The organism is Neobacillus novalis NBRC 102450 (assembly GCF_001591805.1).
GTDB classification, from domain to species: domain Bacteria; phylum Bacillota; class Bacilli; order Bacillales; family Cytobacillaceae; genus Neobacillus; species Neobacillus novalis.
In genome coordinates, this window is the sequence record NZ_BCVP01000010.1 from 185,788 (window position 1) to 212,429 (window position 26,642).

The window sequence follows — 26,642 nt, forward strand, 5'->3', positions numbered from 1 at the left end:
CACCTTCAAAAGGGCTATTTATTCATATTAAACCAAAACGGATTCGTCCGAATCCCCTCGCGGCGAACATAGGAATCTACCTTCACATTCACTTTAAGTTCAGCAAATTGGTTGTCCCAATTCCCTTTTAATTTCTTCCATAGTTTCGGGTTGGCCCGATGAACTCTTTCCCCAAACCCAAATATATCGCTCTTTATTTTTTGGGCGTCTTTAATAGATTCCATCACTTGCTGTTTAATTTCTTTTTCAACGAGCTTATCAATTTTTTCGATGACCTTTGGATCCGTTAAGTCGACATCTGTATTCGCTTCGCTTATAAAGCCTTCATCTTCAATCGCTATATTAATAATGGGCTTACCGTTTTTAAAGTGAACGGATACTTTTGTTTTTGTGCGAATCGGGGCCATTGTAATCGCATGCTTCTTTCCATTCCAAGGGATATTAATATCTGTACTTTGAACCTTATCCAAAACGTACACCACTCCGCGCGCCTTTTCATGTTCAAACCAGCCAGTCAGTTTTCCATTTTTAAAAACGGCTAATCCATTCGCTTCAAGAAAAGTCTCTGTTTTTGTTTTTTGCAGATCATCTGCTCTTCCTATTTGTTCTTTATTGCCTTTCACGATATAGCCATTAACAACGGGTTCTTTCCCATTGCTGACAAGCCCGGCAAGGAAATCATCGATATTAACTCTTGTGTTCTCACCTAACATACTTTCTGTCGTTTTAAGCTCTTTGGTAATCTTATTAACAGGCAGTTTATCTAGGTTGGTAAGTGCTGAAACCAATTCCTCCGCAGTAGAATGTCTTGCTACCACAATCTGGGTAGTCGTTCTAAATTCCGGATCCCTATCCAACGCATCCATCACATCAAGGATTCCATCTCTTGCTACTTCCTCGCTTATGGCAATTAAATTCGTATGCGAATAATATAACCGTCGGGAAATCATTTTGGTCGCATTTCTAGCCGCCTCTGTCAGGGTATTACCGGCGCTCTTATAAACAGCAATCGGCAGCCCCTGCCCGGCGCCGTTTTGCCCTGAAGATACATTGCCGGGATTTACAATCTGAAACGAAACCTCAAATTTTTTATTTTCTCCCTTGTCAAAGCCCATTGCCATGACAAAAGCTAAATCGGTTAACTCCTTTTGATTCCAGCAGCCACTAAGGACAGACAAAACCAAAACCATTAGTAAAGAAATCACAAAAATTTTTCTCATCAAGATTCCCCTTTTGAAGATTGATTATCATCCCCTTGTTTAGGCGGTCCTGGTTTTTGATTTTCTCCCGATCTTACCATATTCCCTTTACTGATAAACATCGGTCGATATTTCATAGCCCATATCGGAAAACGAACAAAAATGTCTTGTTGATTTCGCATGTTAAAAGGTGCAATTGGCATCATGTATGGAATCCCAAATGAACGTAATGAACATAAATGAATCGACATAAACATGAGTCCTAACATGATTCCATAAAAACCTAAAATAGTGGCTAATCCCATCAGAACAAAGCGGATTAATCTGGCCGCAATCGCCATCGCGAAAACTGGCGTTGAAAAGTTCGCAATCGCCGTAATCGAAACAACAATAACCATGACCGGGGAAACAAAACCAGCCTGTACTGCAGCCTGTCCGATTACCAGTGCACCTACGATGGAAACAGCTTGACCAACCGCACGCGGCAGCCTTAACCCTGCCTCCCTTAATATTTCAAAGGTAACTTCCATAATTAACGCCTCAACAAAGGCGGGGAAAGGAACATTTTCTCGTTGTGCAGCAATTGCAATTGCCATCGTTGTCGGAATCATTTCCTGATGAAAGGTCGTTCCGGCAATATAGACAGCAGGTCCTAACAAGGCAATAATAAACGCTAAAATCCTAAGAAGTCTTATTCCAGTTGAAATATCAAACCGTGAATAATAATCATCAGCCGCCTGAAAAAATTGAATAAAAAGAGCTGGTGCAGTAATAACAAACGGAGTCCCGTCTACGATAATGGCAACTCTTCCTTCGAGCAATTGTGAGGTCACCGTATCAGGTCTTTCTGAATGATACGTGGTCGGAAATGTTGTCCATGATTGATCTTCAATTAATTGTTCAATATATCCAGAAGAAGAGATGGAATCGATATTAATTCGTTTTAATCTATCTTTAACTTCCTTGACGATTTTTTCATTAGCAATCCCCTTGATATACATAATAGCGATATCCGTTTGTGAAACAGTGCCAATTCTCATCGACTCAAGCCATAAATTCGGACTCTTAATCCGCCGCCGTAATAAGGCTGTATTTGTCCGGAGCGTTTCAGTAAAGGAATCTTTTGGGCCCCTTATTGATAATTGGGTTGAAGGTTCCGTAATCGCACGCTTTTCCCAGCCTTTTGTTTCACCGCTAATTGCTTTATTGTAACCCTCTAGAAAAATAATCGTGTTGCCTGAAAGAAGCATGTCGTAGACCTGATTCCAATCATGAATGACTTCATTACTCCCTAGAGCAACAGCTTTTTCAGTCATAAATTGGAAATAATCCATTCCATCCGTATCGATATCATTTTCATTAAACGATTCTAAAATAAAGTCGCTAATGGCTCGGCTGTCAACTAATCCATCGACATAAACAAGCGCACCTCGATGCTTGCAGTGAACAATTTCCCGAATCACGATATCATTACTATTTCCAAACTCCCCTTTTATTCGAGAGATATTATCTTTATATTCACGAAGGATAGGCAAATTTTCTGGTTTTTGCGGATCTTGCTGCTGTCTGTAATTATCGTTCTTTCGCTGTTTCTGTTTCTTTTTCAAAAGTTTCGACAAAATCGGCACAATTTCCGCCTCGCCTTCAAAGAAATGATCATAATGGGTATTTTACCCAACGCACTCTAATATATCCATTTCTCCCAAGATACCTGTAAATATTCTTGTATAAGGAATCCTTAATATCCAAACAGTATTAATAATGTGGATTGAAGGTGATGCTCGTGAAACTATTTCTTGTAACCATTTTATTAGCTACTGGAATGTTCTCCTTAATTATGATGTTAGATCTATTAATGGGCATCGTTAGACGAGGAATAATATGGAAGGCACTAAATCCTTTTCGAGTTATGGAGACTGCTGAATATATTATTATCCTCTTATTTTTTCTTATTTTTATCATTACCTCAATTGGTTCCTACCTTAAAAAGAAACAAAAAAGCAATCAACCGTCGAACTAATCTTTATTCACTTACTAAAAAGGCTGTGTTAAGATGAATGTTGATTTCCGTTCCAGGCGCTTCGCTTTCCGCGGGGCGGGCGGTGAGCCTCCTCGGCGCTAAAGCGCCTGCGGGGTCTCACCTGTCCCGCTGATCCCGCAGGAGTCTCGCGCCTTCCACTCCAATCAACATTGTGATCAAAATCAACAATATTCTCTTTAACACAGCCAAGAAAAAAGAAAAGAGCCCGGCATTGGTTTAATGCGAGCTCTTTTCACTTTCCATTTCATGGATTTCTGTTTGCCGCTTCCGCTTAAATAGCCTAAAAACTGCGGTTAATCTCTTCTTCCATTTTCTTCTTCTTTCCAGATTTGGTCCGTACACATAGCGATTCCAACTATAATAGATTAATTCCTCGATGATAATCAGTAATCCAAAAAATAGTCCACAAATAGTTATCCAAAATGACATACTAAGGACCCCTTTTCAAATAGATGATTCATCCTATTCGAGATTCAACTAAAGAAGTACCGACTATGTTTTAACTTACCATTCTTTTACAATTGCTTCCTAACCTTTATTTTATCAGAAAAGTTGCTAAATAGTAGACATTTTGCCTCTACATGTAGTACTTTTATTTTGGATTACGAAATTTTTCAAGGGGGAATAATCATGGAATATCGCCGCTTAGGAAAAACAGGGTTGAAGGTTAGTGAGATTAGTTTGGGCAGCTGGCTTACATATGGTGGTTATGTGGAAGAACAAAATGCAGCAGCATCGATCGACAAAGCATATGACTTAGGAATAAATTTTTTTGATACAGCCAATGTTTACATGCGCGGTGAAGCCGAAATTGTCGTAGGCAAGGCACTAAAGAAATATGCCCGTGATTCGTTTGTATTGGCAACAAAGGTATTTTGGCCAATGGGCGATGGCCCCAACGACAGAGGTTTATCGCGCAAACATGTCATCGAACAATGCCATGCAAGCTTAAAACGTCTTAATACGGACTATGTCGACATTTATTATTGCCATCGATTTGACGCCGAAACACCGCTCGACGAGACATTGCGCGCGCTTGATGACCTTGTCCGCCAAGGTAGTGTCCTATATGTGGGTGTGAGTGAGTGGACGGCAGAACAAATTAGCGAAGCTGTACATCTCGCTGATAAAAAGCTTCTCGACCGGATTGTTGTCAATCAGCCGCAATACAGCATGCTGCAGCGCTATATTGAAAAAGAAGTCCTACCAGTTTCTGAGAAGCATGGAATCGGGCAGGTCGTCTGGTCACCGCTCGCACAGGGCGTCTTAACAGGTAAGTATAAAAAAGGTGAAAAAGCTCCTGCGGGTACTCGGGCCGCACAGGAAAAATACAGCAGCCTATCTGGTTTCTTAACCGAAGAGAATCTCGATAAGGTAGAACTATTAAAAGGAGTGGCCCAAGAAAACGATCTTTCGCTTGCCAACCTTGCCCTTGCCTGGATTTTAAGACAAAGTAACGTCGCAAGCGCATTAGTCGGCGCAAGCCGCCCCGAGCAAATCGAAGAAAACGTTAAAGCTTCTGGCGTGAAATTAAGCGCAGAAACACTTGCAACAATCGAGGACATTTTAAGATAATATAGAAATGCCTCTGGATTTTAGTCCAGAGGCATTTTTCTGCTTTATTAAGAAAGAAGATCATGAATATAGTGAATTTAGGCAATTTTCTAATAGTTAAACTGCCTTTTCGGCTTTTGTAACTCTGAATTTATTACCGGCAGTGAAGAAAATGATACTTCCAAGTGTTACGAGTGCGATTACCCAAAACATGATTTGACCATGGAAATGGCTAAGAAGATAACCGCCGAAGACCGGGCCAAGGAAGTTGCCAATTTTCCGGAATTGGGCAGCTCCGAAATAGGTGCCACGCAGATGTTCCGGGGCAAGCTGATCAATCATCATGCTGTTGGAAGGAAAGATTAATATTTCTCCCAAGGTTAATAAGACGATGGCAACAATAGCCGTCACCCACCCGTTGACAAAGCTAAAGCCAATCAATCCCGCCGCCATGAAAACGGCGCCAACAACCATGACCTGCATGATCTTGAACTTTTCGGCCAAATGACTAATCGGCATCTGCAGGACGACAACCATGACTGCATTAATCGTAATCAACATCGAAAAAATAAAGACGCCATTTTCGACTGTTCCTTCTAATATTTGCGGCAAGTTGGAATCAATTTGAACATAGCCCATGTTGACCAAAATAATGCCGATGATTAAATACCTTAACGCCTTATCTGTTTTAATAATCCGAAAAGCAGCACCAAAGGATACAACCTTCTTGCTATTTTCTTCTTGCGGTACTGGTGCAACGAGCCTTTTTAAAAAGTAAACCAATACAATCGCGTAAAGCAAATAGATTGTCCCCGTTATACCGAAGGATAACTTAGCCGAGGTGTTGGCTAAATACGCTCCGATAAGCGGACCAACGGATGCTCCGATATTCATCGCGGTATATCGTAACGAATACACCTTCATCCGCTTCGTCTTTTCGGTTAAATCGGCCATCAACGCTTGTGCTGTTGGTTCAAAGAATGAGTTACTAAGCCCGTTTAAGGCGTTTAACAAGATAAACCAGCCTTGTCCTGTTGACACTGTGAACCCATAGTAAACTAAGGCTACCATAAACAACGAGGTAAGCATGATTGGTTTGCGCCCAAATCTATCCGATAAGTGACCGCCAATAAAGCCCCCCACCGTCCCCATTAACGGACTCATCCCGACAGTTATGCCAATAATGATCGGTGACAAATCCATATGTCTTGATAAATAGATTGATAGAAACGGCAGCGTCATAAACGCGGAGCCTCTGGATAATGCCGTTCCAATTAACAAAACCCAGACAATCGGATGGAACTGTCCAATATAGTTTTTAACTTTCATCATATGTATTTGCCTCTCAGTCTTAAAGGTTACTTATCTAGTTAACCAATTTGCGCGAAAGTTGTAAAGAATTATATTACTCTAAATAAAGCGCAATCGCACTGGTCAGCTTGGATTTCCTTGAAGACTTGACTCACTTTTTTCGATTGAAAGAAGAAGGATTTTTGTTTTGGCTATTTTCTTAGGGGTTTTGGCTATTTTCTTACCTGTTTTGGCTATTTTTTCACCCGTTTTGGCTACTTTTCGACCCCTTTTGGCTACTTTTCGACCCCTTTTGGCAAATTAGACATTTTTTATAAAAAGGTCAGCTCCCTAGGAAGCTGACTTAAAGAGATTAATTTGGATCTTCGTATTTTAACGCCCGGTCACTGTCGCCATACCCTTTTGTGGTTGGATCCTGTACGAGCCCCAGCATAGAGAGCAATACAAATACGGCATTCGCCAAGGCAATGATATTACTCTGAATGGCATCTGTTAATTGAAAATCGGTTATGTGTAAAGAGTTTAACGCCGCCAATACTAACTGTGCGACAATCAACAGCTGTGAAATAAACGCAATCACCCAGTTTCGGTTTCTAAAACGGACTTTCCAGTTTATCATCATCCCATCCCCTTCCTATATGTTAATACTCTTTCTATTAACATATGCTTGTACTAAGAAATGGTTGTCTACGATAATCATAGGTTTTCGCGATTTATTAGACTTCTCTGCGCATCGCTTTTAAAACATCCACTCTCGTTGCCCGTTGCGCCGGTCGGTATCCAGAGATAATCGTCACCCCATAACAAATTAAAATACAAATAACCGGTAATATAAGCGGAATGTCACTAAAAATGATATTAAGTTCTGTCTCTTTTCCGAATGCTTGTTTAATGATTAATGGAATCGCAAAATTGACTGCGTAACTAATCCCGTAAGAAACGAGCGTTCCGATGAGAGCACCGATCAAGCCTATATAGCTGCTTTCAAGCAGAAAAATCCGCTTGATTGTTTTTGGATTTGCACCAATTGCTTTCATAATGCCAATATCAGGAGCCCGCTCGGTAACCGCCATCGTCATTGTATTATAAATTCCAATAGACGCAATAAGAATGGCAATCGTCCCGATAAAGATGAGCCCTGCCTTCGCAATCATAAAAATCATATTGACTTCTTTCAATTCATTCACAACTGAATAGGTTGCGTATTTCAGATCTTTTAACTGATCTGAAATACCTTGGACTGCCTCCATATTTTTCGCATAAATCTTCACTTCATCAAACGAATTTTCATGGATATCTTGATCCGTTGGAACTTCACTATTGGCATCAAGTAAATACCCCTTAGGCGTCCCAGTAAAATTCTCAATTTCTGTTAATATCGTATCAGAAATAAATACGCTTCTATCTTCCGCCCACTCTTTTGTCGGCTTTTTCGAAATTCCTACCACTGTCAAAGGAATCGTCTTTTCCTCTTGTTTCCCATCCTTCAACTGTCTAACCGTTAATTCAAGTTTCTCGCCAATCAATTTGCCGCTGTAGCGGTACTCTGTCTTTAATTGACTCTTATTGTCATACCGATCATCAGGAGCGTCCTTAGAAGCAAGATTTAGCGGAAAATTGTAACCAACTACCACTTCATCCTGCCCCTTTGGGAGCCTGCCCTCTGACAATTCAAGACCCGCTTTCACTTCTGATGGGAAGTTTGCGACAAACGTTTGCGCCGGTTCTTGATAGTTTCCAATCGAAAAATTGCCTTCCTGCTGGAGCATTTTTCGTCTAGTAACGGCCTTAACATCTTTAACCTCTTCAAAAATTTGAATATCTTTCTTGTTTATAGGTCGAAAACTGCCTCCGTCATCCCCCTCTTTCCCGTGAACATCTATTTGCGTGATGACGCGCCGTTCGGTCATTTCCTTGACAACCGATTTTTGCAAGCCAAAACCAACCGACGCTAGAACGATCAGAAAAGCACAGCCCATCGCCGTTGCCAGAATCGTCATAAACACGCGCGTTTTATTTTTCTTCATATTTTGGCGCACGAAGCGAAATTGATCTTTTAGTTGCATAGCAATCTAACCTCCTCAACAATCCGCCCATCCCTTAATTCAATGGTACGATCACCAATTTCTGCCACCTTATCATCGTGGGTAATAATCAAAAACGTAATACCCATATCCCGATTCAATTCCTTGATGAATTGCAGTAATTCTTCCTCTGTTTCACTATCAAGACTCCCTGTTGGTTCATCAGCAAGGATAAGGGGCGGATTGATAATCAAGGCACGGGCGATACTGACCCGCTGCTGCTGCCCGCCGGACAGTTCCCCAGGATAATGATCCTGATAGTCCAGCAGCCCGACTTTCTTCAGCATCTCCTCGGTTTGCTTTCTTCGATCGCCCTCATTTATCCCTTTTAATATCAGCGGCAATTCAACATTTTGAAAGGCTGTCATACTAGGAATCAATTGAAAGCTTTGAAAAATAAATCCGAGGTTATGAATCCGGAAATCTGCAAATTTCGCTTCATTCATGTCAGAAACCTTTTCCCCACTAATCCAGATTTCACCCTCTTTAGGATGAATAAAACCGCTGACCAAATTTAATAGCGTCGATTTCCCCGAGCCACTTCTGCCCACAATCGTAACAATTTCCCCTTTTTCCACCGAAAAAGAAATATCTCTAAGTACCGGAATAATCGTTTGTCTTCCTTTTTTTCCAATCACAAAATCATGGCTTAACTTTTTTATTGTAATCATTATTTCTTCCTCCCTATCATTTCACCCTAATAGACGAAGGACATTTAACAAACCCCTACATAAAATTTAAAAAAATTTATAAATTTACGTAAAAAGGGTATAGTAGTAGCAAAAAAATGCTTTTACTAGTCTTTTCACCCGGAAAAACTTATAATAAATGAATTGAAAAATCCTTTTTAAAAAGTAAGGAGAATGTATGGATAAACTGCATTCATTATGGGAAATGATTGTCCGTTTCTGGAAACGGAAACACCTCACACAAATTTTACTGTTACTCCTCCTGGTTGTCGTGCTGTCGGTAATTCTATATTTTGCCTGGCTCGCCACAAGAGCAAATGTGCAATCGCTTCAGGAAGGCTTGAATGAGCCGACGGTCATCTATGATATAAATGGCAAAGTGGCCAGCAATGTTGCTACCAATCGAACGAAAGGCGTGAAAATTGCCGAACTGCCGAAGTTTGTGCCAAATGCTGTCGTGGCGATTGAAGATGAGCGCTTTTATGAACATGGCGGCTTTGATGTCAAGGGAATCGCCCGTGCTTTTTTCGGCAACTTGCTTCACGGAAGAATTACTGGTGGCGGCAGTACGTTGACACAACAGTTAACGAAAAATGCGCTTTTATCACCGGAACGCACCTATAAACGAAAGGCCGAGGAATTATTTTTAGCAGTAAAAATCGAAAAGGTTTATAAAAAAGATGAGATTCTGCAAATGTATCTCAATCAAGTTTATTTCGGGAGCGGTGCCTGGGGAATCGGCAATGCCTCGAAAAAATACTTTAATAAAGACATTAAAGATGTCAGCATCAGCGAAGCCGCAATGCTTGCAGGACTCCTCCATGCGCCAAATTACCTGGACCCATATAAAAATTATGATCTGGCGATAAAACGACGAAATGTAGTCTTAGAAAAAATGAACGAACTGGGAATGATTACCGCTGATGAAGCCGCTGCGGCAAAACAAGAAAAAATCCGCCTTCACGATGGCGGCGGCAGTTTTGTAGAGCGAAAATATCCTTATTATGTTGACGCCGTGTTAAATGAGGCGATCAACCGCTATGGATTAACGCAGGAAGAGATTTTAACACGAGGATACCGGATTTATACGGAAATGGATCAAAACCTGCAAGCAGGACTTGAAAAAGTGTATCAAAATAACGCGTTGTTTCCAAGCGGAAAAGGAAATACCTTAGTTCAAAGCGGCTCTGTGTTAATGGATCCCGCTTCCGCCGGTGTCCGCGCCCTTGTCGGCGGGCGTGGTGAGCATGTATTCCGCGGATTTAACCGGGCGACCCAATTACAGGCCCAGCCTGGTTCAACGATAAAACCGCTGGTTGTCTATACACCTGCACTTGAGAATGGTTACACCTATTCATCTGAATTAGTGGATGAGCCAACTACATTCGGAAAAAATTACAAACCGGAAAATTTCTCAAAAACCTATCAAGGAAAAGTGCCAATGTATAAAGCACTCGAAGATTCGTTAAATATTCCCACTGTCTGGCTCCTTAATGAGTTCGGCTTAAACAAGGGGCTTGATGCCTTAAATCGATTTGGCATTCCTGTGGTAAAGGAAGACAAGAATTTAGCGATTGCGCTAGGCGGCATGAGTAAGGGAGTTTCGCCGCTGCAAATGGCGAATGCCTTTTCCGCCTTTCCTAATGGCGGGACGCGGAAGGAAAGCCATCTAATAACAAAAATTGTCGGCCCGACAGGGAATATCATTGTCGAACGAAAAGCAAAGACGACTAAGGTGACTTCGGGTAAAGTGGCTGGCGAAATGACCTCAATGCTTCTTAATGTCGTGGAAACCGGCACAGGTAAACGCGCCCAAATACCAAATGTGCAAATTGCCGGCAAAACAGGGTCGACACAGCTACCGTTTAACAATGTAAATGGAACAAAGGATCAATGGATGGTCGGATATACCCCTAACCTTGTCGGCGCGATTTGGATTGGTTATGACAAAACGGACCGCGAGCATTACCTGCCGAGTTCAAGCTCGTCCAATGTGGTGCCGATTTTCAAAGAAATTATGAGTGAGTCATTGCGCCATCTGCCAAAAGAAAACTTTGAGGTTGGTTCGATTAATGCCCAGCTGGCAGGCGAAGCACCTCCTAAGCAAAGCATCAATGAACAGGCGAAGAAAATAGGCGAAGAATTAAATAAAAACGCCCAAGAGATTGGTTCAACCATAAAAGAAAAAGCTCCAGGCTGGAAAAAGGGCTTGGACAAGGCGTTATATAAGATTGGAGAAGGTATTGATTCATTAATCGAAAAAGCGAAAAGCATTGGAAAATAGCACGCCGTTCAACGGCGTGCTATTTGTCTTACAAAAGATAGGCAGCTTAGGACAGTGGGATAAAAAATGCCTATTGTGGTGACCACTTTTGGCACAAAAAAGACAAAACGGGCACCAATGAGGACTATTGAGAGCGGGTCATAGGGCCGAAACGGGAAAAAAAACAGACGTACGGGCACTGAGAGCAGTTCATAGTACCCGAAACGGGAAAATATCCAGCCGCTCGGGCACTGAGAGCAATTCATAGTGCCCGAAACCTGAAAAAAACCAGTCACACGGGCACTGAGAGTGGTTCATAGTGCCCGAAACCTGAAAAAAACCACCCGCTCGGGCACTGAGAGCGAATTCATAGTGCCCGAAATCTGAAAAAAACCAGTCACACGAGCACTGAGAGCAATTCATAGTGCCCAAAATCTGAAAAAAACCAGTCACACGGGCACTGAGAGCAATTCATAGTGCCCGAAACCTGAAAAAAACCACCCGCTCGGGCACTAAGAGCGGGTCATAGTGCCCGAAACCTGAAAAAAACCAGTCACTCGGGCACTGAGAGCAATTCATAGTGCCCTAAACGTGAAAAAAACCTGCCGCTCGGGCACTGAGAGCAGTTCATAGTGCCCGAAACGTGAAAATAACCACCCGCTCGGGCACTAAGAGCGGGTCATAGTGCCCGAAACGTGAAAATAACCTGCCGCTCGGGCACTGAGAGCAGTTCATAGTGCCCGAAACGTGGGAAAAAGAATCATTTTCAACTTCTAAAACACACCCAACACGTTTTCACATTTTTACTCAAGCAGCCCATATTTCCGCTTAAATCTTGTTAATATTTTTAACCAAACATCTCCAAACACCAGTAACAAAATTACGTTTGAGACGGAATGAAATGTGTCAAACATAGCGCTGCCAGCAAAATAGAGAAGAAATGCTTTTAAACTTACTCCGCTGCCGGACTGGATCACAGCTAAAAATCCCCAAATGTTCATAATCCAGCCGAACAAAAATCCCCAAACAGCACCGAAGAGAATCCGGCCCCATTTCAAATTCATAAACCATGTCCTCCGCAATAACCCTGCCGTAAGCCCAACCAATCCCCAAGCCGTCATTTGCCATGGTGTCCACGGACCTTGCCCCATTATCATATTGGAAGCAAGTGCTGCTACAGCACCAATCACAAACCCGCTTTCAGCGCCAAAAACATATCCCGACATCATAATGACAAAAGTAGTCGGCTGCACACTAGGGATACTGGCAAACGGAATCCGCCCCACTGCCGCAATCGCAGCTAAAACAGCCAAAAGAACCAATTCCCTCGGCTCCACTTTCCTGCTTTCAAAACGAACCAAAAACAACAAAATTGAAAGGATGACAAATCCGAAGCTTAACCACATATAAGCATTTTCAAACCAAATAGTCAGCAGCAAGAAGCCCAAAGCAAGCAAGAGGAGCACTATTGTTTTTACAGCTTTTCTATTGAAGCGCACTGCCGGCTAACCTCCTCAAGCGTCATCGGAACCCTAAGCACCAAATCGCGGAAGATTCTTTGAATCATCGTCGTATAAAAGAAATTTCCTTTAAAGAATCTCCTCGGTATGTCCTCTGAGGTTATGTTCCCTTGAAACATCATCCCGCATTTTGTTGCATACCGGGCCGCAAACTCTATGTCATGTGTGGACATGAAAATGGTCATGCCTGCTGCATTAAGTTCAAGGAGAATTTCTGCTAATCTTCTTTTAGAAATTGGGTCCAATCCTTTTGTCGGCTCATCCAGCAGAAGTATTTCAGGCTTTCGTAACAGCAAACAAGCAAGCGCCGCCTTTTGGAGCTCCCCGCCGCTTAAGTCATATGGATGACTTGTTTTCACATGAGCAATCCCTAATTGGTTTAACAGGTTGTCTGCTTCAGTGGCATCAGCCAATTCCCACTGGTCGATGGTCTCCAGGATTTCTTTTTCAACCGTATCTTGAAGAAAAAAGAGTTTTGGATTCTGGGGCAAATAGCCGATTCTCCTTGTTAATTCATGATCCTTATAGCTTTTCAAAGCCTTTTTATCATAAAAAACTTTTCCAACTTCCGGCCTCAATAGTCCGGCCATCACCTTTAATAACGTCGATTTTCCAGAACCGTTCCCGCCCAATAGCGCGTAAAACTCCCCTTTTTTCAGGCTCAAATCAAGCTCATTCAAAATAAAGTCGGATTTTTTCTCATAGCGAAAAGAAATCGATTTCGCCCTAATCCGAACATCATCAAGGAGAGGTGTCGAAACTTGCTCTTTCTCACCATAAGGATCCGCCATTGCCCTTTGCACCCAGCTCCGGCCTTCTTTCACGGTTAAAGGTACACTTCCCTCGCCGTTCATACTCAAAAATAACGCAGGAATACTAGGGACATAGTCTTTGTTTGCAGAATTCCAAATCTTTGGAATGACCTCCTTTGGCTCTCCTTCTATTTGAACCTGGCCTTTTTCCATCATGATAATTTGATCCGCTAAAGTAAACACTTCCTCAAGACGGTGCTCAGCAAGAATAATCGTCATCCCAAATTCATCGTTCAGCCGCTTAAGCATATCTAAAAATTCTCTTGTACTAACAGGATCAAGCTGGGCTGTTGGCTCATCTAATAATAAAATATTCGGCTGCATTAACAATACCGATGCCAGATTAATTTGCTGCTTTTTCCCGCCGGAAAGCTGATGTGATTTCCTCGCTAGCAGCGATTCAGCACCAAAGAAATGGACCATTTCCGCGACCCGGCTCCTCATTTCATTTGGCGGCAATCCGATATTTTCAAGCCCAAAGACCATTTCATGGAGAACATCATCCGCAACCAGCTGATTTTCCGGATCCTGAAAAACAAAGCCAATATCGTTGGCAAGGCCTTCTGTTTCCTGAACAGGCTGTCCATCAATTACAATCTGGCCCAAAAGCTTTCCGTGTGGTTGAATTTCTTTTTTCAAAAGTTTTAAAAGTGTACTTTTCCCAGAACCTGAGGCACCAAAAAGGACGACAAATTGGCCTTTGTTAATTTTTAATGAAAGATTGTTTATCGCTGGTTCTGAACAATCCGGGTATGTAAATGTTACATTTGTTAATTCGATAAACGCCATCGGTACCATCCACCTGCTTCAACGAATAGTGGGAAACATAAAAACATCAGATAGCATGTTAGCGCCCCCATATCTAGATGTGATAATTTCCATGCTTCCATGACTGGATACACGGTTAAAAAGCCATAGCCAAAAGATCGGCAATAAATAATCAAGGAGAGTAGGATGACAAGATAAATGATTGCCAGCACATCTGCATTTCGAAATTTAAAATATTCATAAGATGAACGGGTGCCCATTCCATAGCCCCTCGCTTTCATGGAGTCCGCTGTTTGAATCGCCTCTTCCAGCGAATAGGTCAACAGGGTTTGAACATAAAGCATCCCCGTCCTTACTCTTCGATTCCATTTACCGTGACTCACGGAAATTCCCTTACTCCTTTGTACGACTGAAATTTCTTCCAATCTCCTCCTCATTAATGGAATAAAGCGCAATGTCAGCATAAGCAGGACAGCAAACTGAGGCAAGATTTTTGCGAATAAAAATAAAAGCTTATTCGGTGGCATGACGACGTTGTAGGAAACAAATAGGGCTATCACCCCGATAATGGACATTGCATTCATGCCGCCATAAACAACTGCTTCCAATGTTACCCGATGAGTCCCCACCTCGAATAACAAATGCCGGCCTCTTTCATTAAATAATGGATTCAAGATAATCATCAATATAAAAGTCGTAATGAGAAAAAACTTCCAGCGCCGCAGTCCTGATAAGCGATCATGGAAAAAATTAATTAACACAATAATTACTAACGCTGTCCCTAAAAAGATGGGATGGAGCATTAGGATTAACAGTGATACTGACCCGGCATAGAAAAGGAAAGAAACAAGCGGATGGAAGCGTGCAAACCGGTTTTCCATTACTTGTTTCTCCCCTCGTTATTCAGTATAGAAGCATTCAATCCGATCACCGTCTTTTACTTTTACAATTCCGATACTTTTTGTTAGACTAACACCATTTTGTTTAAATATCCAGCCGCTCTTGACACCATAATCAAACTCATATATATTGTCAATTCCTTCGATATAGGCAGTGGCTCCGCTGCCTCTCGAATCAACTACGATACCTTGTTTTTTGGCTGTTTGTGAAATAATATCAAAAATCGTTGCCCCGTCTTTAAAATTTACCTTTGTTGCACCAAGAATTGTGCGCTTATCCTTTGGTCCGGACTCTGGTCCGGCAATCGAAATGGTCACTGCCAATTCAGGTTTTGGCGTTTCCTTTGGCGGATCTGTTGGTGGCGGGGTGCTTGGTGCTGCTGGCTTACTTGGCTGAGCGGCTGGTGCCGGACTGCTTTTGCTTGGGGACGCCGCCGTATTAGCCTTACTTGTTTCAGGTTTCGCCTGGCTCGCTGGAGCATTTTGTTTAGGTGTTTCCGGTTTTGCAGCCGGCTGTTCTGTTTCCTTTTCTTCCGATGGAATACTAGCTGATTCAGCTACCTTCTCTGGTGCTGTCTGTTTCTCTTCGGCTGCATCTACCTTAGCACTTTCTTCCACTTGTTGCTTTTGTTCCGCCTGTTTCGCAGTTTCTGCCGTTTTTACTGCTTCTTTCTTAGTTTCCTTCGCGGTATCCATGGTCGAACCACAGCCAGCCAAACTGAAGGCAGCAAACAAAACGAATAATAATGCAGTTGCTTTTAAGATTCTCTTCATGGTGTGTGTGTCCCTCCTATCCATGCCCCCTCCGAGTCGACAATCAGAGGGGGCACAAAGGTTTTTACGCCTTACGTTTCCTTTGCATCATATAAAACACGCTTCCGGCCATCATGAAGAATAAACCTAATGCCAGCAGGTTATACATATTGGCTGCTGTATTTGGAAGAGTATGGCCCTTCACGGTTTCCACCCCTTTTCCTTCCACAGGAGCTTCTAGTATTGGCTCTTCCACTTGTGGGCTTTCCACTTCAGGACTCTCCACATCAGGTTTCTGTTCTGCTGCTAACGGTAATTGGTACAACGACCCCTTCCCTTGTGAAAAAAGCTGATAGGCCACTAGTGCCTGGAATGCTTGAGAAGTGGTAAAAACATCACTTACATCGCCGCCTTGCCAATCAAAACCGCCATCGGCATTTTGGAACGATAAGAAATACTGAAACAGACTGCTGTTGTCACTAGCAAATAATGAAGCATTCGCATCCATTCCTAAAGCAGATAAGGCAATAATCACTTGGGCCGCTGTTGAACTGTTATCAATCTTCGCCGCCTGATATTGGGCCGCTAAATATTCAATGGAAGCGTCCACTTTCTCTTTAACCCCTGCTTGATTCTGATATGGTGCAAGTGCTGTAACAATCATCGCAGTCGTGTCAATGTCACTTGTTGAGCTTTCATCCCATGCCCAGCCGCCGTCTGCGTTTTGTTTTTCAGCTAAATAGTTTACCAGCTTATCTTTAGTCCACAACGCATCAGCTGGAACGGAGAATTCCGCACTGTCCAAGGCAATTAACGCATAGGAGACACCAATTAATCCTTGTTTTGTGACATTTCCATTGTAAATTGCTTGAACAAGGTCATAGCCTTCGATATTGGCTGGGTCACCGCCTGCTGCCAGAATTCCCAGTACATACCGCTCTGTATCTGTGATGCGCGTGAATTTTCCTTCTCTTTCTTTGACAAGCCCTTTAACAGCTTCCAAATAGCTCGCAGGGATGGTTTTCCCAGCCTGTTTTAGGGCAATCGCTTCCCATTCACCGATTTGAGAATTTAAAGCATATTGGCTCACTGCGTCAATAGCAGCTTGAAGAGCGGCTTCTGAAACCGTTCCTGCCGGAGGGTTTGGGTTTGGATTTGTTTGACCATCCCCGCCATCCTCGGGAACATCCTGCCATGATTCCAGCTGAAAGCTTATCTGGTTACCGGGCTTAAGCGGGTAGCTGTCTGCACCCGTAGTGGCCATTTGGCCATCAATGTAAAATGCCCAGTAATTTGTCCCTTCTGCTTCCAGTCCGTTAATCGACGTAATCATCTTCCCGTATTGTGTTTCGCTAAAGCCAACCTTTTCCGGACCAAGTGCCACTTGTAAAAGCTGAAAGGCAGTCGGAGTGCCGATCACTTCAATATCGGATAGATTATTGACAATCTTTTTATCTCCATCGACGACCTTGAGCGAAACCATAGTTTCTGGGGTTTTGGTCCAATCCGTAAGACGGAAGGTTAATTTGTCACCATTATGAACGACATAGGTATCGGCACCAACCTGGGCGGAGACGCCGTTAATAAAGAAAGCCCAAAAATGATTTCCTTCAGCCTTTTCTCCCTTAATCGCAGTTAACATTTTTCCATATGTAGTATCTGTAAACTCAATATTGCTTTCTCCGACTGCATTAACTAAGGCTTGGGTTGCAGTCTCACTTTCACCGAATTGGACTGTTGTTTCCGGTAACAGCGGATTGGCTGCATCTGTCCCAATAACTGTGATCGTGCCTTGTTTCTCTTGATTCGCTGCTAAAACAGGCGTTTGAAATCCGCTTGTAAAAAGCGCAAACACTAGCAGCAGAACCATTGCTAGATTTTTTTTGTTATTCATTCTTCGTCTGACATCCCTTCATTATTAAAATCACCATAAAAAAATCCCCCAAAAAGGAGGAGGAGTGTCATCTAGTTAAGTTTTGGAAACGAAAAAACCGCTTCTATTCTTAACACTCTCCTATCCGCGTAGGCTGTAGGTGTTAAAAACAGGCAGGTTTCCTGGCTCATGATCATCACAGTCTATGTCTTCCCATCTTCTCGACAGTGACATGTTATAGGCTGCTCCCATATACAGTGGCGGGACCGCGTCGGCTTCTACCAACTTCCCTATTAAGCTTTAAGTCTTTTAAAACTTCAGCACCTGTTTTTTCATCATATTTTTTATTGGCTAACCTTATTATTCTATAAACTAATAAAATTGTAAACATCAAATGGCAAACAAAAGCGTCAATTGCTATTTTTCATACACTTTAACTGGTAAATAAATTTCAAAATGCAGATCTCCAGTCAGATTTTGGAGTTTATGCTCTTCTTTATAAATTTCAAGACATAATGCCTGGTGATCTTGGTCATAGCCGTATTCATTCATCCATTGGTACATTCGGTGATATGTATTTTCAACATCCTCAATCCTGCCTTTATGGACACCGAAAACATAATTTTTCCGTGGAATTGTAAACCCAACCATACCATCCGGAATTTCATCAATTACATCAACAGGAGTGGTAACATAATAGGTAATCTCTGTTTCCCTTATATGAAAAGGAGCAATCAACACGTCTTCTTTCTTTTGATTGGGTACCTCTTTAAGAAGTCCCCTCAATTTTGTAAAAAGACTTGGAATCTTTTCCATCTGTGCGTAAGTACCATTCCAGGAAATTCCTACTACGTTCATTTCTTCTTTTTCAATCACTTGGATAGCCAAGCTAATCCCCCCTTTTTATCTATCATATTTCTATAATTCGAATAATATCCCGAAATATCCTGCAAAGAAATTTCGACGAAAAAATCAAAATAATAATTTTTATATAACAAATTGGAAAAAATAAGCAGCCCATATCAATAGGCTGCCTGTGTATGAATTATTTTAAAATACTGTGCGGAAGCGCTAAATTTAACCCTTTTGCCACCCGCTCGCCATAGTCTGGATCCGCTTTATAAAAATGCTGAATCTGACGAAGCTTGATGTCGTCTCTCTCAACCGGCTTCATCGCTCCGACGACTGTTTCTACCAACCGGGCCCGTTCTTCCTCTGACATTAAACGGTAAAGGTCCCCCGCTTGCGTGTAATGATCGTGTTCATCATACGAAACCTGTTCAGCCACACCTGTAACCTGGAAGGCCGTTTGTTTATACTCAGGTGCTTCCTTAGGTCCCCCATAGCTGTTTGGTTCATAGTAAACGGAACCGGCGCCATTATTGTCAGAACGCATCGCACCGTCGCGTTGATAGTTATTTACTTCCACTTTTGGCCGGTTAATCGGGAGCAAATTATGGTTCGGTCCGACACGATAACGGTGTGCATCAGAATAAGCGAAAATACGCCCTTGGAGCATCTTATCCGGCGAAGCTTCAACACCAGGCACCATAGTTCCAGGGGAGAATGTTGCCTGCTCCACTTCTGCAAAGTAGTTCTCCGGGTTGCGATTTAGCACCATTCGGCCTACCTCAATTAACGGATAATCTTTATGAGACCAGACCTTTGTGACATCAAATGGATCAAAACGGTACGTTTCGGCATCTTCAAATGGCATGATTTGCACGTGCAGCCTCCACGCCGGGAAGTCACCTTTGTCAATCGCATTAAACAAATCTTCAGTATGATAATCCGGGTTTTCACCAGCCAATTTGCCTGCAACCTCATTCGTCATGTTTTTGACGCCCTGCTCCGTTTTAAAGTGATATTTTACCCACACGGCTTCCCCGTCCTCATTCACCCATTTGAAGGTATGGCTGCCATAGCCATTCATATGACGAAGTGAAGAAGGAATTCCTCGGTCACCCATTAAGTATGTAACCTGGTGTAAGGATTCAGGTGATAAGGACCAGAAATCCCAGATGGCATTCGGATTTTTCAGGTGTGATTTTGGATCTCTTTTTTGCGTATGAATGAAATCAGGAAATTTAATCGCATCACGAATAAAGAAAATCGGGGTGTTATTTCCGACAAGATCATAGTTTCCTTCTTCTGTATAAAACTTCACTGAAAAGCCGCGTGGATCCCGGACAGTATCCGCCGAACCCAATTCTCCCGCTACAGTTGAGAAACGAATAAACATGGGTGTCCGCTTCCCAACCCCATTAAATAATTTGGCCTTTGTATAGGATGACATGTCATTTGTTACCTCGAAGTACCCATGGGCCCCGGCACCTTTAGCATGCACAACACGCTCTGGTACACGTTCGCGGTTAAAGTGTGCTAATTTCTCAATTAGATGGACGTCTTGAATCAATGTTGGTCCTCGCATTCCTGCGGTCATTGAATTTTGGTTATCACCGACTGGAGCTCCGGTACCTGTTGTTAACTGTTTGTTTTCTTTACTCATTCCCTCACCTCGTAAACTATTTTTTAATGATTTATTACATTATAATATAAATAAAATAATAATCAATACTTATTTATAATTAATATAATTAAGCATTAACTATTAACTGGATAACATGTACCCGTTACTACATAAGTATTAAAAATAATGGATGTTATTCCAAAATTACCGAATAATGTCCTAAAATTTTTGTGTTAATTGGGAAGATGGATTTTTAATAAACAAAAAAATAGTTTATACTGGACATAATACTGTTTATAGGAGGATTTATATGAGTGAATCTAATCAATCACAGCAAAACGAAGAGCCAAAGAAGAAAATTAGCTTACAAGAAGCGATGAAACAGCAGCTTGAAAATAAGAAAAACAAAGCAGCAGCCGGAAATGCAAACGCCAATGGCTCACAGGCAACCAAAAAGCTGCAAAGCCAACAGACGAAAAAAGTGAGTAATTCTCGGAGAAAAATGGGTGTCTAACGGGCAAAATAGGAAAGACATTCTCCCGGGAGCTCCTGTCAAAATCGTCCTAAAAGCAGATCAAAGAAGTGGCAAACTTACTGCTGGGGTTGTTAAGGACATATTAACCAAGTCCAGCTTTCACCCCCACGGCATTAAAGTAAGACTGACAGATGGACAGGTCGGCAGAGTCAAGGAAGTTAATTCACCATAATAAACAAAAAAAACAGACTCCACATTCATATGGAGTCTGTTTTGGTAAATTATGCTTTATGGACATTTACCGCTTGTGGTCCGCGTTGGCCGTTTTCGATTTCAAACGTTACCTCTTGACCCTCGTCTAAGGATTTATATCCCTCGCCTTGAATTGCCGAGAAGTGGACGAATACATCCTCGCCGCCTTCACGCTCAATAAACCCAAAACCCTTTTCACTGTTAAACCATTTTACTTTACCATGTTCCATTCCTTTGTAGCCTCCTAGCATGTAACAATTACATGATTTTGCAAATTATACTTGCTCAATTATTTTTACCAATCAACTAACCTCTTATACACAGCAAATTGGAAAATAACATGAAAAAATTTTTATATTTGAATAACCCATCTGTGGATTGCGTTTGCAACGCCATCTTCTTCGTTAGTTGTAGTAACCCAGTCTGCTGCCTTCTTCACTTTCTCTTGTGCATTTCCCATCGCTACACCAAGTCCAGCTTCCGTAATCATCGCCAGATCATTTAAACTGTCACCAACGGCCATGACATTTTCCATCGCGATTCCAAGCCGGCTGCAAACAATTTTCAATCCGTTAGCTTTGTTAATTCCAGCAGGATTTACCTCGATGTTTTTCAAGGTTGAATTACTTAGTTCAAATTCACCTCTAGCTTCGAGCTCCCGTAAAATTAGTTCCCTTGTTTCATCATTTTCAATATTAAATCCAAATTTCAGCCATTCAAGCGTATGTATATCTTCCGGCATTTCATCATGCCAATTTTGCTCTGTACTTATCGCCCAAAATTTCGTCTTATGCTCGCGGGTTAGATTCCACATCCATTCCACTAGCTCCGATTTCACCAAATTCCTCTCGACCAGCTCCCGTTTATCGTCCCAGATTTCACTGCCATTAACAGTTACCAAATAGGAACTAAGCTCAAGCGCATCGGCGTGCTCCCGGCAGGTAAGCAATGATCTTCCTGTGCTAAGCACAACAAATATTCCCCTATCCTGTGCAGCCTTGATTGCTTGACGGTTCGCCTCCGTTATCTGTCCTTTGTTATTTAAGAGTGTGCCATCCATATCGAGGGCAATAAGCTTGATTGGTTTCTCCATTTTGTCTTTTTCCATCTGCGCCAACTTGCTCCTTTCCTACTTTTCCTATCTAGGTTAACACTTTCTAATGTTATTTATCAAAAGTCCTGGCTCGGGTTTACATAACATATTTATATCAAACTTATAAAAAGACTGCGATAAATTCGCAGCCTTCCTTTTCAAATTAAATATTCAGCGATAATTTTTTCGATATCGAACGGAGTGATTCCTTCCTTAACGGAAAAAATTGTATCAGCCTCTTCCTTCTCAATTACCAATTCCCCTCGGGCACGTGCGTGGAGCTCGAACAATTGATAAAGGTTTGGCTTCACTAATGAAGTCATTGCCTTACCCGTGGCGGCGATTCCGGTTAAATTGCCTTCAATATTGTTGTAGTATTCCGGATGGCTTCGAAGTGCCAGGTCTGTCCAGATTACTTTTCGTTCCGCAAGATCTAAAATCACTGGTATGCAAAATGTAGTATCGGCGGCAACATCAATTTTATCGACCACTGTTTTTGGTTCGAAAATTTCACCTAAATTCGGCTGCTTACGACTCATCCAGCCAGCATAGCATTCAGGCATATCACAAAAAGCATGTTCGGTATAGGAGATGATATCCATCACCACATACCTGCCGCCGTTAGCCAGAACACTTGGAATGTCTAAATCAATGAACTCGCATGCACCATTTGGAGCACTAGTGATATCACCGGAATGGACAGCATTGTACTTGGCAGAACGAAGATTCGTGTAGGAAATATGCTCAAGATACTGCCAATTTTCATCAAATATGACTGCTGACAAATCAATATCCACCCGGCCTGTCGGTACCCCCTTAATCATTCCTTCTTTCCACCAAAGAAAGAAACGGATGGTATCGCCAATCGGCATATCCAATTTGCTGCCGCGGACGAGTGTGCGCAATGCTTTCGAAGCAGAACGCTGTGAAAATGGCACGAGATAATTTCGCAATTCCTTATCCAGAACAATTTTTCCAAGTCCCGGAAGCTGAGCGAATCGGCTAATCAGTGCTGCTTCAATCAAGGCAGTGATTTGCTCACAAACCGATTCCTCGAGTACATTTAGTTCATTATTTATGGCAACAGCTTTCTGTACATTACCTTTCGGGAAGAAGACCCGGATGTCGGTTGGTTTACCGCGCTGTTTAAAATGAGCAAGGACTTGCAAAAGGACTGGTGTTGCAACAGCGTTCACTACTGCGCCGAACTCATTTATAACCGGCACGACATCTTCTGAAATCCTTAGGAGATGATCCAATCTTCTCGCAAACTCACCTGGGCGTGTTTTAAGCAGGGAAACGGCAGTAGCTAAATCCCTATCCAGCAATGCTCCTTCCACCCTTCCTCCGAACGTTGTAAACGGAATATTATTACGGATGATGTCAAATGCTCGGTTAACATTTTTATAGCGGCTTTTATACTCGGCAGGATGGAGCCTTTCACCAAGCCGCTTCCACATTTCCTTATGACGAATCATGTCTTCGGTGAGATTGCCGCAACCTTCTAAAAGGCTAAGGAGCAGCCGCCGTTCCGGCCGTTTGAAATTCTTAAAACGGGTGCTGCCCGCTAAACTAACATCACCGTCTGAAAGGGCAGCAGCTAAACGAAGCACATCCGTTGCCGTCTTAAAATAACGAGAAATGACAGCTGCATCCGCTTTTTCATTTTTCAAAAGTTGCGACACTACAAAGCCAATATTCTCTTTTAACGGAATCTCATCTGGTAAAATCAAACTTACATTAGTGATATTTTCAATCGTCCAAGCAACATCACCCTTATCTACTACTGAGATGCTCGTTTTCGCAGCTATCAATTGTCGAATGATTTCCAGGAATTCTTCCTCCGCAGCAAGTCCAATTACCTTCACATCTGGTTCTTCGATGAGCGGGAATCGTTCCTCCACTTTGTAAATTGGAAGACCTTCATTCTGAAAGCTTAACCCTGATACATCATGAACAAAAGCAGAACAATAGTGAATAATTGCATTTAGATAAAGGTCGACATTCTCTATTTCCATCACCTGCGACGGAAAATTCGGATACATCGGCTGAAATGTCCGATGTGCACCAACCATTTCTTTAAGGTCCTGGACCAATCCTTTATAAAAATTGATAAAGTCAGCTTCAGACATCGTCCGGACTGCCTCGATTAACTCTTCTGAGAACGTGTAACCTAAATTTTCAATATTTTTCAGCGCAGTCGCTAAATAAGTATCAGGAAGCACACTATGCCCGCTAGTAAGAATGAGCTTATTTTTTCTACGTAATAGAATCGAATTTTTCATCACACATCATTCCTAACGAGTTTATTTGGGCAAAAAAAAATCAGGAAAGCGATACCTCTAAATATCCCTTAAATAGATGAAGAAGGAAGAAGTATCATAGCCTGATAATCTAAGTATATCATACTACATGTATTAAGAATAAAATTATCGCTGAAATTGGACGCGATGAAGATTGGCAAAAATACCGCCTTGTTCAATTAACTCATCATGTCGTCCTTCTTCAGCAATCCCGTCCTCGGTCACAACAATTATCCGGTCGGCATTGCGAATTGTTGCCAGTCTGTGGGCAATAATAAGTGTGGTTCTGTTTTGGGCAAGCTCTGTCAGCGCTTCCTGGATCACCATTTCTGTTTCGGTATCGAGAGCGGACGTCGCTTCATCCAATATCAAGATAGGTGGATTTTTTAGAAACATCCTTGCAATCGCAAGCCGCTGCTTCTGACCGCCTGAAAGCTTGAGTCCTCTTTCGCCAATCTGCGTCGCGTAACCATCCGGCAAAGAAGCAATAAACTTTTCAAGATGTGCCCTGCTTGCTGCCTCAGCAATTTCCTTATCTGTGGCATCCTGCTTTCCATAGGCGATATTTTCTCGAAGTGTCCCTGTAAACAGAAACACATCCTGTTGAACGATGCCGATTTGGGAACGCAGTGATTTTTTGGTCATATTGCGAATATCGAGACCATCAATATAAATGCCGCCGCCATTCACATCGTAAAATCTTGGAATCAACGAGCAAATCGTGGTCTTCCCTGCCCCCGACGGCCCTACAAAAGCAACCGTCTCACCGGCACGGATATTCAAATTAATATTTTCTAGGACCGATTTATGGTTATCATAGCGAAAAGACACTTCATCAAAGACGATGTTCCCTTTAAGTAACCCTACTTCCACCGCATCCTCTGTATCCTGCACCTCAGGCTCAGAATCAATCAGATCAATAAACCGTTTAAAACCCGCCATTCCTTTTGGATACAATTCCATAATGGCGCTGATTTTATCAATCGGTTTAAAAAGAACATTGACATAAAGGACAAAACCGACAAGTTCGCCGTACGTCAAATGACCGGAGAAACTCAGCCATGCACCGTAAACGAGAACAACAATCGTAATCAGCCGGGTCATCATATAAATACCGGAAAGACTATAGGACATCACCCGATACCCGCCAAGTTTAGCCCCGCGGTACCTCTGATTATTCTTTTTAAATCTAGCAATCTCAAATTCTTCGTTTGTAAACGATTGAACCACACGGCTGCCGGAAACACTGTCCTCCACCCGGGCGTTTACATCTGCGATACTGGAATACATTTGGCCCCAAGCTTTGTTCATTTTTAAATTGCAGACGACAACCAATATAATTAAAAAAGGCAGAATCACTACTGCAACCAGTGCTAATTTTACGTTGATCGTCAGCATAATCCAGAAAGCGCCAATAAAAGTAATCAGCGCGATGAATACATCCTCCGGACCATGGTGGGCAAGCTCACCGAGATCAAATAGGTCATTGGTTATTCTGCTCATAATATGTCCCGTTTTCGTATTGTCGAAAAACCGGAATGATTGTTTTTGGACATGCTCGAACAGCTCTTGCCTCATATCTGATTCAATATTGATTCCGAGCTTATGGCCCCAATAATTCACAATAAACTGCAAGAAGGTACTCAAACAATAAACAAGTAAAAGTCCGATACTGACTGTGACAATCGCATGCCAATCGCCTCCAGGCAGCAGTTTATCGATAAACCATTGCACCGCAAGCGGAAAGGCTAATTCCAACATGGCTACGATGACTGCACTGATAAAATCCAAAATAAATAGCCTTCTATGCGGTCGATAATAAGAAAAAAAACGCCGAATCATAAATTATCTCCTTTTTTCTAAGATAGCAATACTAGGATTATATGAGAAAGAGGCGGACAATTTCAAGTTTTTTGAATATATTATATTCAAAAAAAGCGCTTGGCTTTAAAAATATGCCAAGCGCTTTATATGTTAATGGTGGTGATGGTGGCTGCCTTTTGTTGGATTGGTGATTAACCATTCCTCTTTCGGGACGTGAAAATATTGAATCCAAATACTATTCAAATTTTCATTATTTTTATTGAGAATAAAATCAATTTCTCGATCGCTTTTGACGACCACATCATTTTCTGTTGGCGTATCGAGCATCAAATCATAGTGTGCATGATCTCCATGAATACTTGTGACATAAACTCGGAACATTTTCCCTTGAGCTTCTTCTTGTTCCAACATTTTTTGCAGCGCTTTAGCCGCATGACGGTTAATTTTGACTTTCATCTT

At 42.1% G+C, this 26,642-nt stretch carries 24 protein-coding genes and 1 riboswitch; of the genes, 5 read left to right on the forward strand and 19 right to left on the reverse strand.

The window, feature by feature from the left end; all coding sequences use genetic code 11:
• Positions 1–14 precede the first annotated feature (14 nt).
• Both BANVL01_RS08850 and BANVL01_RS08855 read right to left on the reverse strand, forming a co-directional pair.
• Positions 15–1,220: a Ger(x)C family spore germination protein gene (locus BANVL01_RS08850; protein WP_066147804.1), complete on the reverse strand. Its 1,206-nt coding sequence runs from the start codon at positions 1,218–1,220 to the stop codon at positions 15–17.
• Positions 1,220–2,806, reverse strand: coding sequence for a spore germination protein (locus tag BANVL01_RS08855; RefSeq protein ID WP_235845516.1), 1,587 nt, complete (start codon positions 2,804–2,806; stop codon positions 1,220–1,222). The genes BANVL01_RS08850 and BANVL01_RS08855 overlap by 1 nt, the downstream gene beginning before the upstream one ends.
• 176 nt (positions 2,807–2,982) lie before the next feature.
• On the opposite strand from BANVL01_RS08855, the gene BANVL01_RS08860 reads away from it, so the two are divergent.
• Complete coding sequence (locus BANVL01_RS08860; protein WP_156482232.1) at positions 2,983–3,219, forward strand: YczF family membrane protein; 237 nt, start codon at positions 2,983–2,985, stop codon at positions 3,217–3,219.
• Positions 3,220–3,456: 237 nt separating this feature from the next.
• Here BANVL01_RS08860 and BANVL01_RS08865 read toward each other — a convergent pair whose 3' ends face one another.
• Positions 3,457–3,669: a hypothetical protein gene (locus tag BANVL01_RS08865; protein ID WP_066086100.1), complete on the reverse strand. Its 213-nt coding sequence runs from the start codon at positions 3,667–3,669 to the stop codon at positions 3,457–3,459.
• Between the two features lie 201 nt (positions 3,670–3,870).
• Here BANVL01_RS08865 and BANVL01_RS08870 point away from each other — a divergent pair, with 201 nt between their 5' ends.
• A complete protein-coding gene (locus tag BANVL01_RS08870) occupies positions 3,871–4,815 on the forward strand; it encodes an aldo/keto reductase family protein (RefSeq protein ID WP_066086097.1) in 945 nt (314 codons plus the stop codon).
• Between the two features lie 96 nt (positions 4,816–4,911).
• Here BANVL01_RS08870 and BANVL01_RS08875 read toward each other — a convergent pair whose 3' ends face one another.
• The 4 genes from BANVL01_RS08875 to BANVL01_RS08890 all read right to left on the reverse strand — a co-directional run bounded on the left by BANVL01_RS08875 (position 4,912) and on the right by BANVL01_RS08890 (position 8,860).
• Positions 4,912–6,126 (reverse strand): MDR family MFS transporter, encoded by a 1,215-nt coding sequence (locus tag BANVL01_RS08875; protein ID WP_066086094.1) that lies wholly within the window; start codon positions 6,124–6,126, stop codon positions 4,912–4,914.
• A 331-nt stretch (positions 6,127–6,457) separates the two neighbouring features.
• Complete coding sequence (locus BANVL01_RS08880) at positions 6,458–6,724, reverse strand: phage holin (protein ID WP_066086091.1); 267 nt, start codon at positions 6,722–6,724, stop codon at positions 6,458–6,460.
• 97 nt (positions 6,725–6,821) lie between these two features.
• Positions 6,822–8,171: an ABC transporter permease gene (locus tag BANVL01_RS08885; protein WP_066086089.1), complete on the reverse strand. Its 1,350-nt coding sequence runs from the start codon at positions 8,169–8,171 to the stop codon at positions 6,822–6,824.
• Complete coding sequence (locus BANVL01_RS08890) at positions 8,162–8,860, reverse strand: ABC transporter ATP-binding protein (protein WP_066086086.1); 699 nt, start codon at positions 8,858–8,860, stop codon at positions 8,162–8,164. The genes BANVL01_RS08885 and BANVL01_RS08890 overlap by 10 nt, the downstream gene beginning before the upstream one ends.
• 196 nt (positions 8,861–9,056) lie before the next feature.
• Between BANVL01_RS08890 and BANVL01_RS08895 the strand changes: the two genes are divergently transcribed.
• Entirely contained in the window at positions 9,057–11,162 is a 2,106-nt protein-coding gene (locus tag BANVL01_RS08895) for a transglycosylase domain-containing protein (RefSeq protein WP_066086083.1), read from the forward strand.
• A 782-nt stretch (positions 11,163–11,944) separates the two neighbouring features.
• Here the strand turns inward: BANVL01_RS08895 and BANVL01_RS08900 are convergent.
• The 7 genes from BANVL01_RS08900 to katA all read right to left on the reverse strand — a co-directional run bounded on the left by BANVL01_RS08900 (position 11,945) and on the right by katA (position 20,275).
• Positions 11,945–12,640 carry an ECF transporter S component gene (locus BANVL01_RS08900; RefSeq protein ID WP_235845517.1) on the reverse strand — a complete coding sequence of 232 codons (696 nt, stop codon included), beginning with the start codon at positions 12,638–12,640 and terminating at the stop codon, positions 11,945–11,947.
• Entirely contained in the window at positions 12,616–14,262 is a 1,647-nt protein-coding gene (locus BANVL01_RS08905; RefSeq protein ID WP_066147812.1) for an ABC transporter ATP-binding protein, read from the reverse strand. Before BANVL01_RS08905 ends, BANVL01_RS08900 begins: the two co-directional genes overlap by 25 nt.
• Entirely contained in the window at positions 14,244–15,122 is an 879-nt protein-coding gene (locus BANVL01_RS08910) for an energy-coupling factor transporter transmembrane component T (RefSeq protein ID WP_066086078.1), read from the reverse strand. Before BANVL01_RS08910 ends, BANVL01_RS08905 begins: the two co-directional genes overlap by 19 nt.
• Before the next feature lie 18 nt (positions 15,123–15,140).
• Positions 15,141–15,914, reverse strand: coding sequence for a DUF4430 domain-containing protein (locus BANVL01_RS08915; RefSeq protein ID WP_066086075.1), 774 nt, complete (start codon positions 15,912–15,914; stop codon positions 15,141–15,143).
• 64 nt (positions 15,915–15,978) lie between these two features.
• A complete protein-coding gene (locus BANVL01_RS08920; RefSeq protein WP_066086072.1) occupies positions 15,979–17,787 on the reverse strand; it encodes a DUF4430 domain-containing protein in 1,809 nt (602 codons plus the stop codon).
• Between the two features lie 134 nt (positions 17,788–17,921).
• Positions 17,922–18,109: riboswitch (cobalamin riboswitch) on the reverse strand.
• Positions 18,110–18,183: 74 nt separating this feature from the next.
• Complete coding sequence (locus BANVL01_RS08925; RefSeq protein ID WP_066086071.1) at positions 18,184–18,654, reverse strand: GyrI-like domain-containing protein; 471 nt, start codon at positions 18,652–18,654, stop codon at positions 18,184–18,186.
• 157 nt (positions 18,655–18,811) lie between these two features.
• A complete protein-coding gene (gene katA, locus BANVL01_RS08930; RefSeq protein WP_066086068.1) occupies positions 18,812–20,275 on the reverse strand; it encodes a catalase KatA in 1,464 nt (487 codons plus the stop codon).
• Between the two features lie 271 nt (positions 20,276–20,546).
• Between katA and BANVL01_RS08935 the strand changes: the two genes are divergently transcribed.
• Positions 20,547–20,750, forward strand: coding sequence for a hypothetical protein (locus BANVL01_RS08935; RefSeq protein WP_066086064.1), 204 nt, complete (start codon positions 20,547–20,549; stop codon positions 20,748–20,750).
• Positions 20,743–20,943 (forward strand): YwbE family protein, encoded by a 201-nt coding sequence (locus BANVL01_RS08940; RefSeq protein WP_066086061.1) that lies wholly within the window; start codon positions 20,743–20,745, stop codon positions 20,941–20,943. The genes BANVL01_RS08935 and BANVL01_RS08940 overlap by 8 nt, the downstream gene beginning before the upstream one ends.
• Before the next feature lie 49 nt (positions 20,944–20,992).
• On the opposite strand, the gene BANVL01_RS08945 is transcribed toward BANVL01_RS08940, so the two are convergent.
• From BANVL01_RS08945 to BANVL01_RS08965, 5 genes are all read right to left on the reverse strand, one after another.
• Positions 20,993–21,193 (reverse strand): cold-shock protein, encoded by a 201-nt coding sequence (locus tag BANVL01_RS08945; RefSeq protein WP_066086058.1) that lies wholly within the window; start codon positions 21,191–21,193, stop codon positions 20,993–20,995.
• 122 nt (positions 21,194–21,315) lie between these two features.
• Positions 21,316–22,071, reverse strand: a complete 756-nt coding sequence (locus tag BANVL01_RS08950; RefSeq protein ID WP_066086057.1) for a Cof-type HAD-IIB family hydrolase — start codon at positions 22,069–22,071, stop codon at positions 21,316–21,318.
• 143 nt (positions 22,072–22,214) lie between these two features.
• Positions 22,215–24,341, reverse strand: coding sequence for a TerD family protein (locus BANVL01_RS08955; protein WP_066086054.1), 2,127 nt, complete (start codon positions 24,339–24,341; stop codon positions 22,215–22,217).
• A 144-nt stretch (positions 24,342–24,485) separates the two neighbouring features.
• Positions 24,486–26,201 (reverse strand): ABC transporter ATP-binding protein, encoded by a 1,716-nt coding sequence (locus BANVL01_RS08960; RefSeq protein WP_066086052.1) that lies wholly within the window; start codon positions 26,199–26,201, stop codon positions 24,486–24,488.
• Positions 26,202–26,333: 132 nt separating this feature from the next.
• A complete protein-coding gene (locus BANVL01_RS08965) occupies positions 26,334–26,639 on the reverse strand; it encodes a tudor domain-containing protein (protein WP_066086049.1) in 306 nt (101 codons plus the stop codon).
• Between the last annotated feature and the right edge of the window lie 3 nt (positions 26,640–26,642).

Coding starts and splice junctions, on each gene's coding strand:
- BANVL01_RS08880 (WP_066086091.1), bottom strand. CDS start 6,724: ATGATAAACTGGAAAGTCCGTTTTAGAAACCGAAACTGGGTGATTGCG.
- BANVL01_RS08905 (WP_066147812.1), bottom strand. CDS start 14,262: ATGGCGTTTATCGAATTAACAAATGTAACATTTACATACCCGGATTGT.
- BANVL01_RS08890 (WP_066086086.1), bottom strand. CDS start 8,860: ATGATTACAATAAAAAAGTTAAGCCATGATTTTGTGATTGGAAAAAAA.
- BANVL01_RS08965 (WP_066086049.1), bottom strand. CDS start 26,639: ATGAAAGTCAAAATTAACCGTCATGCGGCTAAAGCGCTGCAAAAAATG.
- BANVL01_RS08885 (WP_066086089.1), bottom strand. CDS start 8,171: ATGCAACTAAAAGATCAATTTCGCTTCGTGCGCCAAAATATGAAGAAA.
- BANVL01_RS08875 (WP_066086094.1), bottom strand. CDS start 6,126: ATGATGAAAGTTAAAAACTATATTGGACAGTTCCATCCGATTGTCTGG.
- katA (WP_066086068.1), bottom strand. CDS start 20,275: ATGAGTAAAGAAAACAAACAGTTAACAACAGGTACCGGAGCTCCAGTC.
- BANVL01_RS08850 (WP_066147804.1), bottom strand. CDS start 1,220: ATGAGAAAAATTTTTGTGATTTCTTTACTAATGGTTTTGGTTTTGTCT.
- BANVL01_RS08915 (WP_066086075.1), bottom strand. CDS start 15,914: ATGAAGAGAATCTTAAAAGCAACTGCATTATTATTCGTTTTGTTTGCT.
- BANVL01_RS08935 (WP_066086064.1), top strand. CDS start 20,547: ATGAGTGAATCTAATCAATCACAGCAAAACGAAGAGCCAAAGAAGAAA.
- BANVL01_RS08950 (WP_066086057.1), bottom strand. CDS start 22,071: ATGGAAAAAGACAAAATGGAGAAACCAATCAAGCTTATTGCCCTCGAT.
- BANVL01_RS08870 (WP_066086097.1), top strand. CDS start 3,871: ATGGAATATCGCCGCTTAGGAAAAACAGGGTTGAAGGTTAGTGAGATT.
- BANVL01_RS08920 (WP_066086072.1), bottom strand. CDS start 17,787: ATGAATAACAAAAAAAATCTAGCAATGGTTCTGCTGCTAGTGTTTGCG.
- BANVL01_RS08910 (WP_066086078.1), bottom strand. CDS start 15,122: ATGGAAAACCGGTTTGCACGCTTCCATCCGCTTGTTTCTTTCCTTTTC.
- BANVL01_RS08955 (WP_066086054.1), bottom strand. CDS start 24,341: ATGAAAAATTCGATTCTATTACGTAGAAAAAATAAGCTCATTCTTACT.
- BANVL01_RS08895 (WP_066086083.1), top strand. CDS start 9,057: ATGGATAAACTGCATTCATTATGGGAAATGATTGTCCGTTTCTGGAAA.
- BANVL01_RS08945 (WP_066086058.1), bottom strand. CDS start 21,193: ATGGAACATGGTAAAGTAAAATGGTTTAACAGTGAAAAGGGTTTTGGG.
- BANVL01_RS08865 (WP_066086100.1), bottom strand. CDS start 3,669: ATGTCATTTTGGATAACTATTTGTGGACTATTTTTTGGATTACTGATT.
- BANVL01_RS08960 (WP_066086052.1), bottom strand. CDS start 26,201: ATGATTCGGCGTTTTTTTTCTTATTATCGACCGCATAGAAGGCTATTT.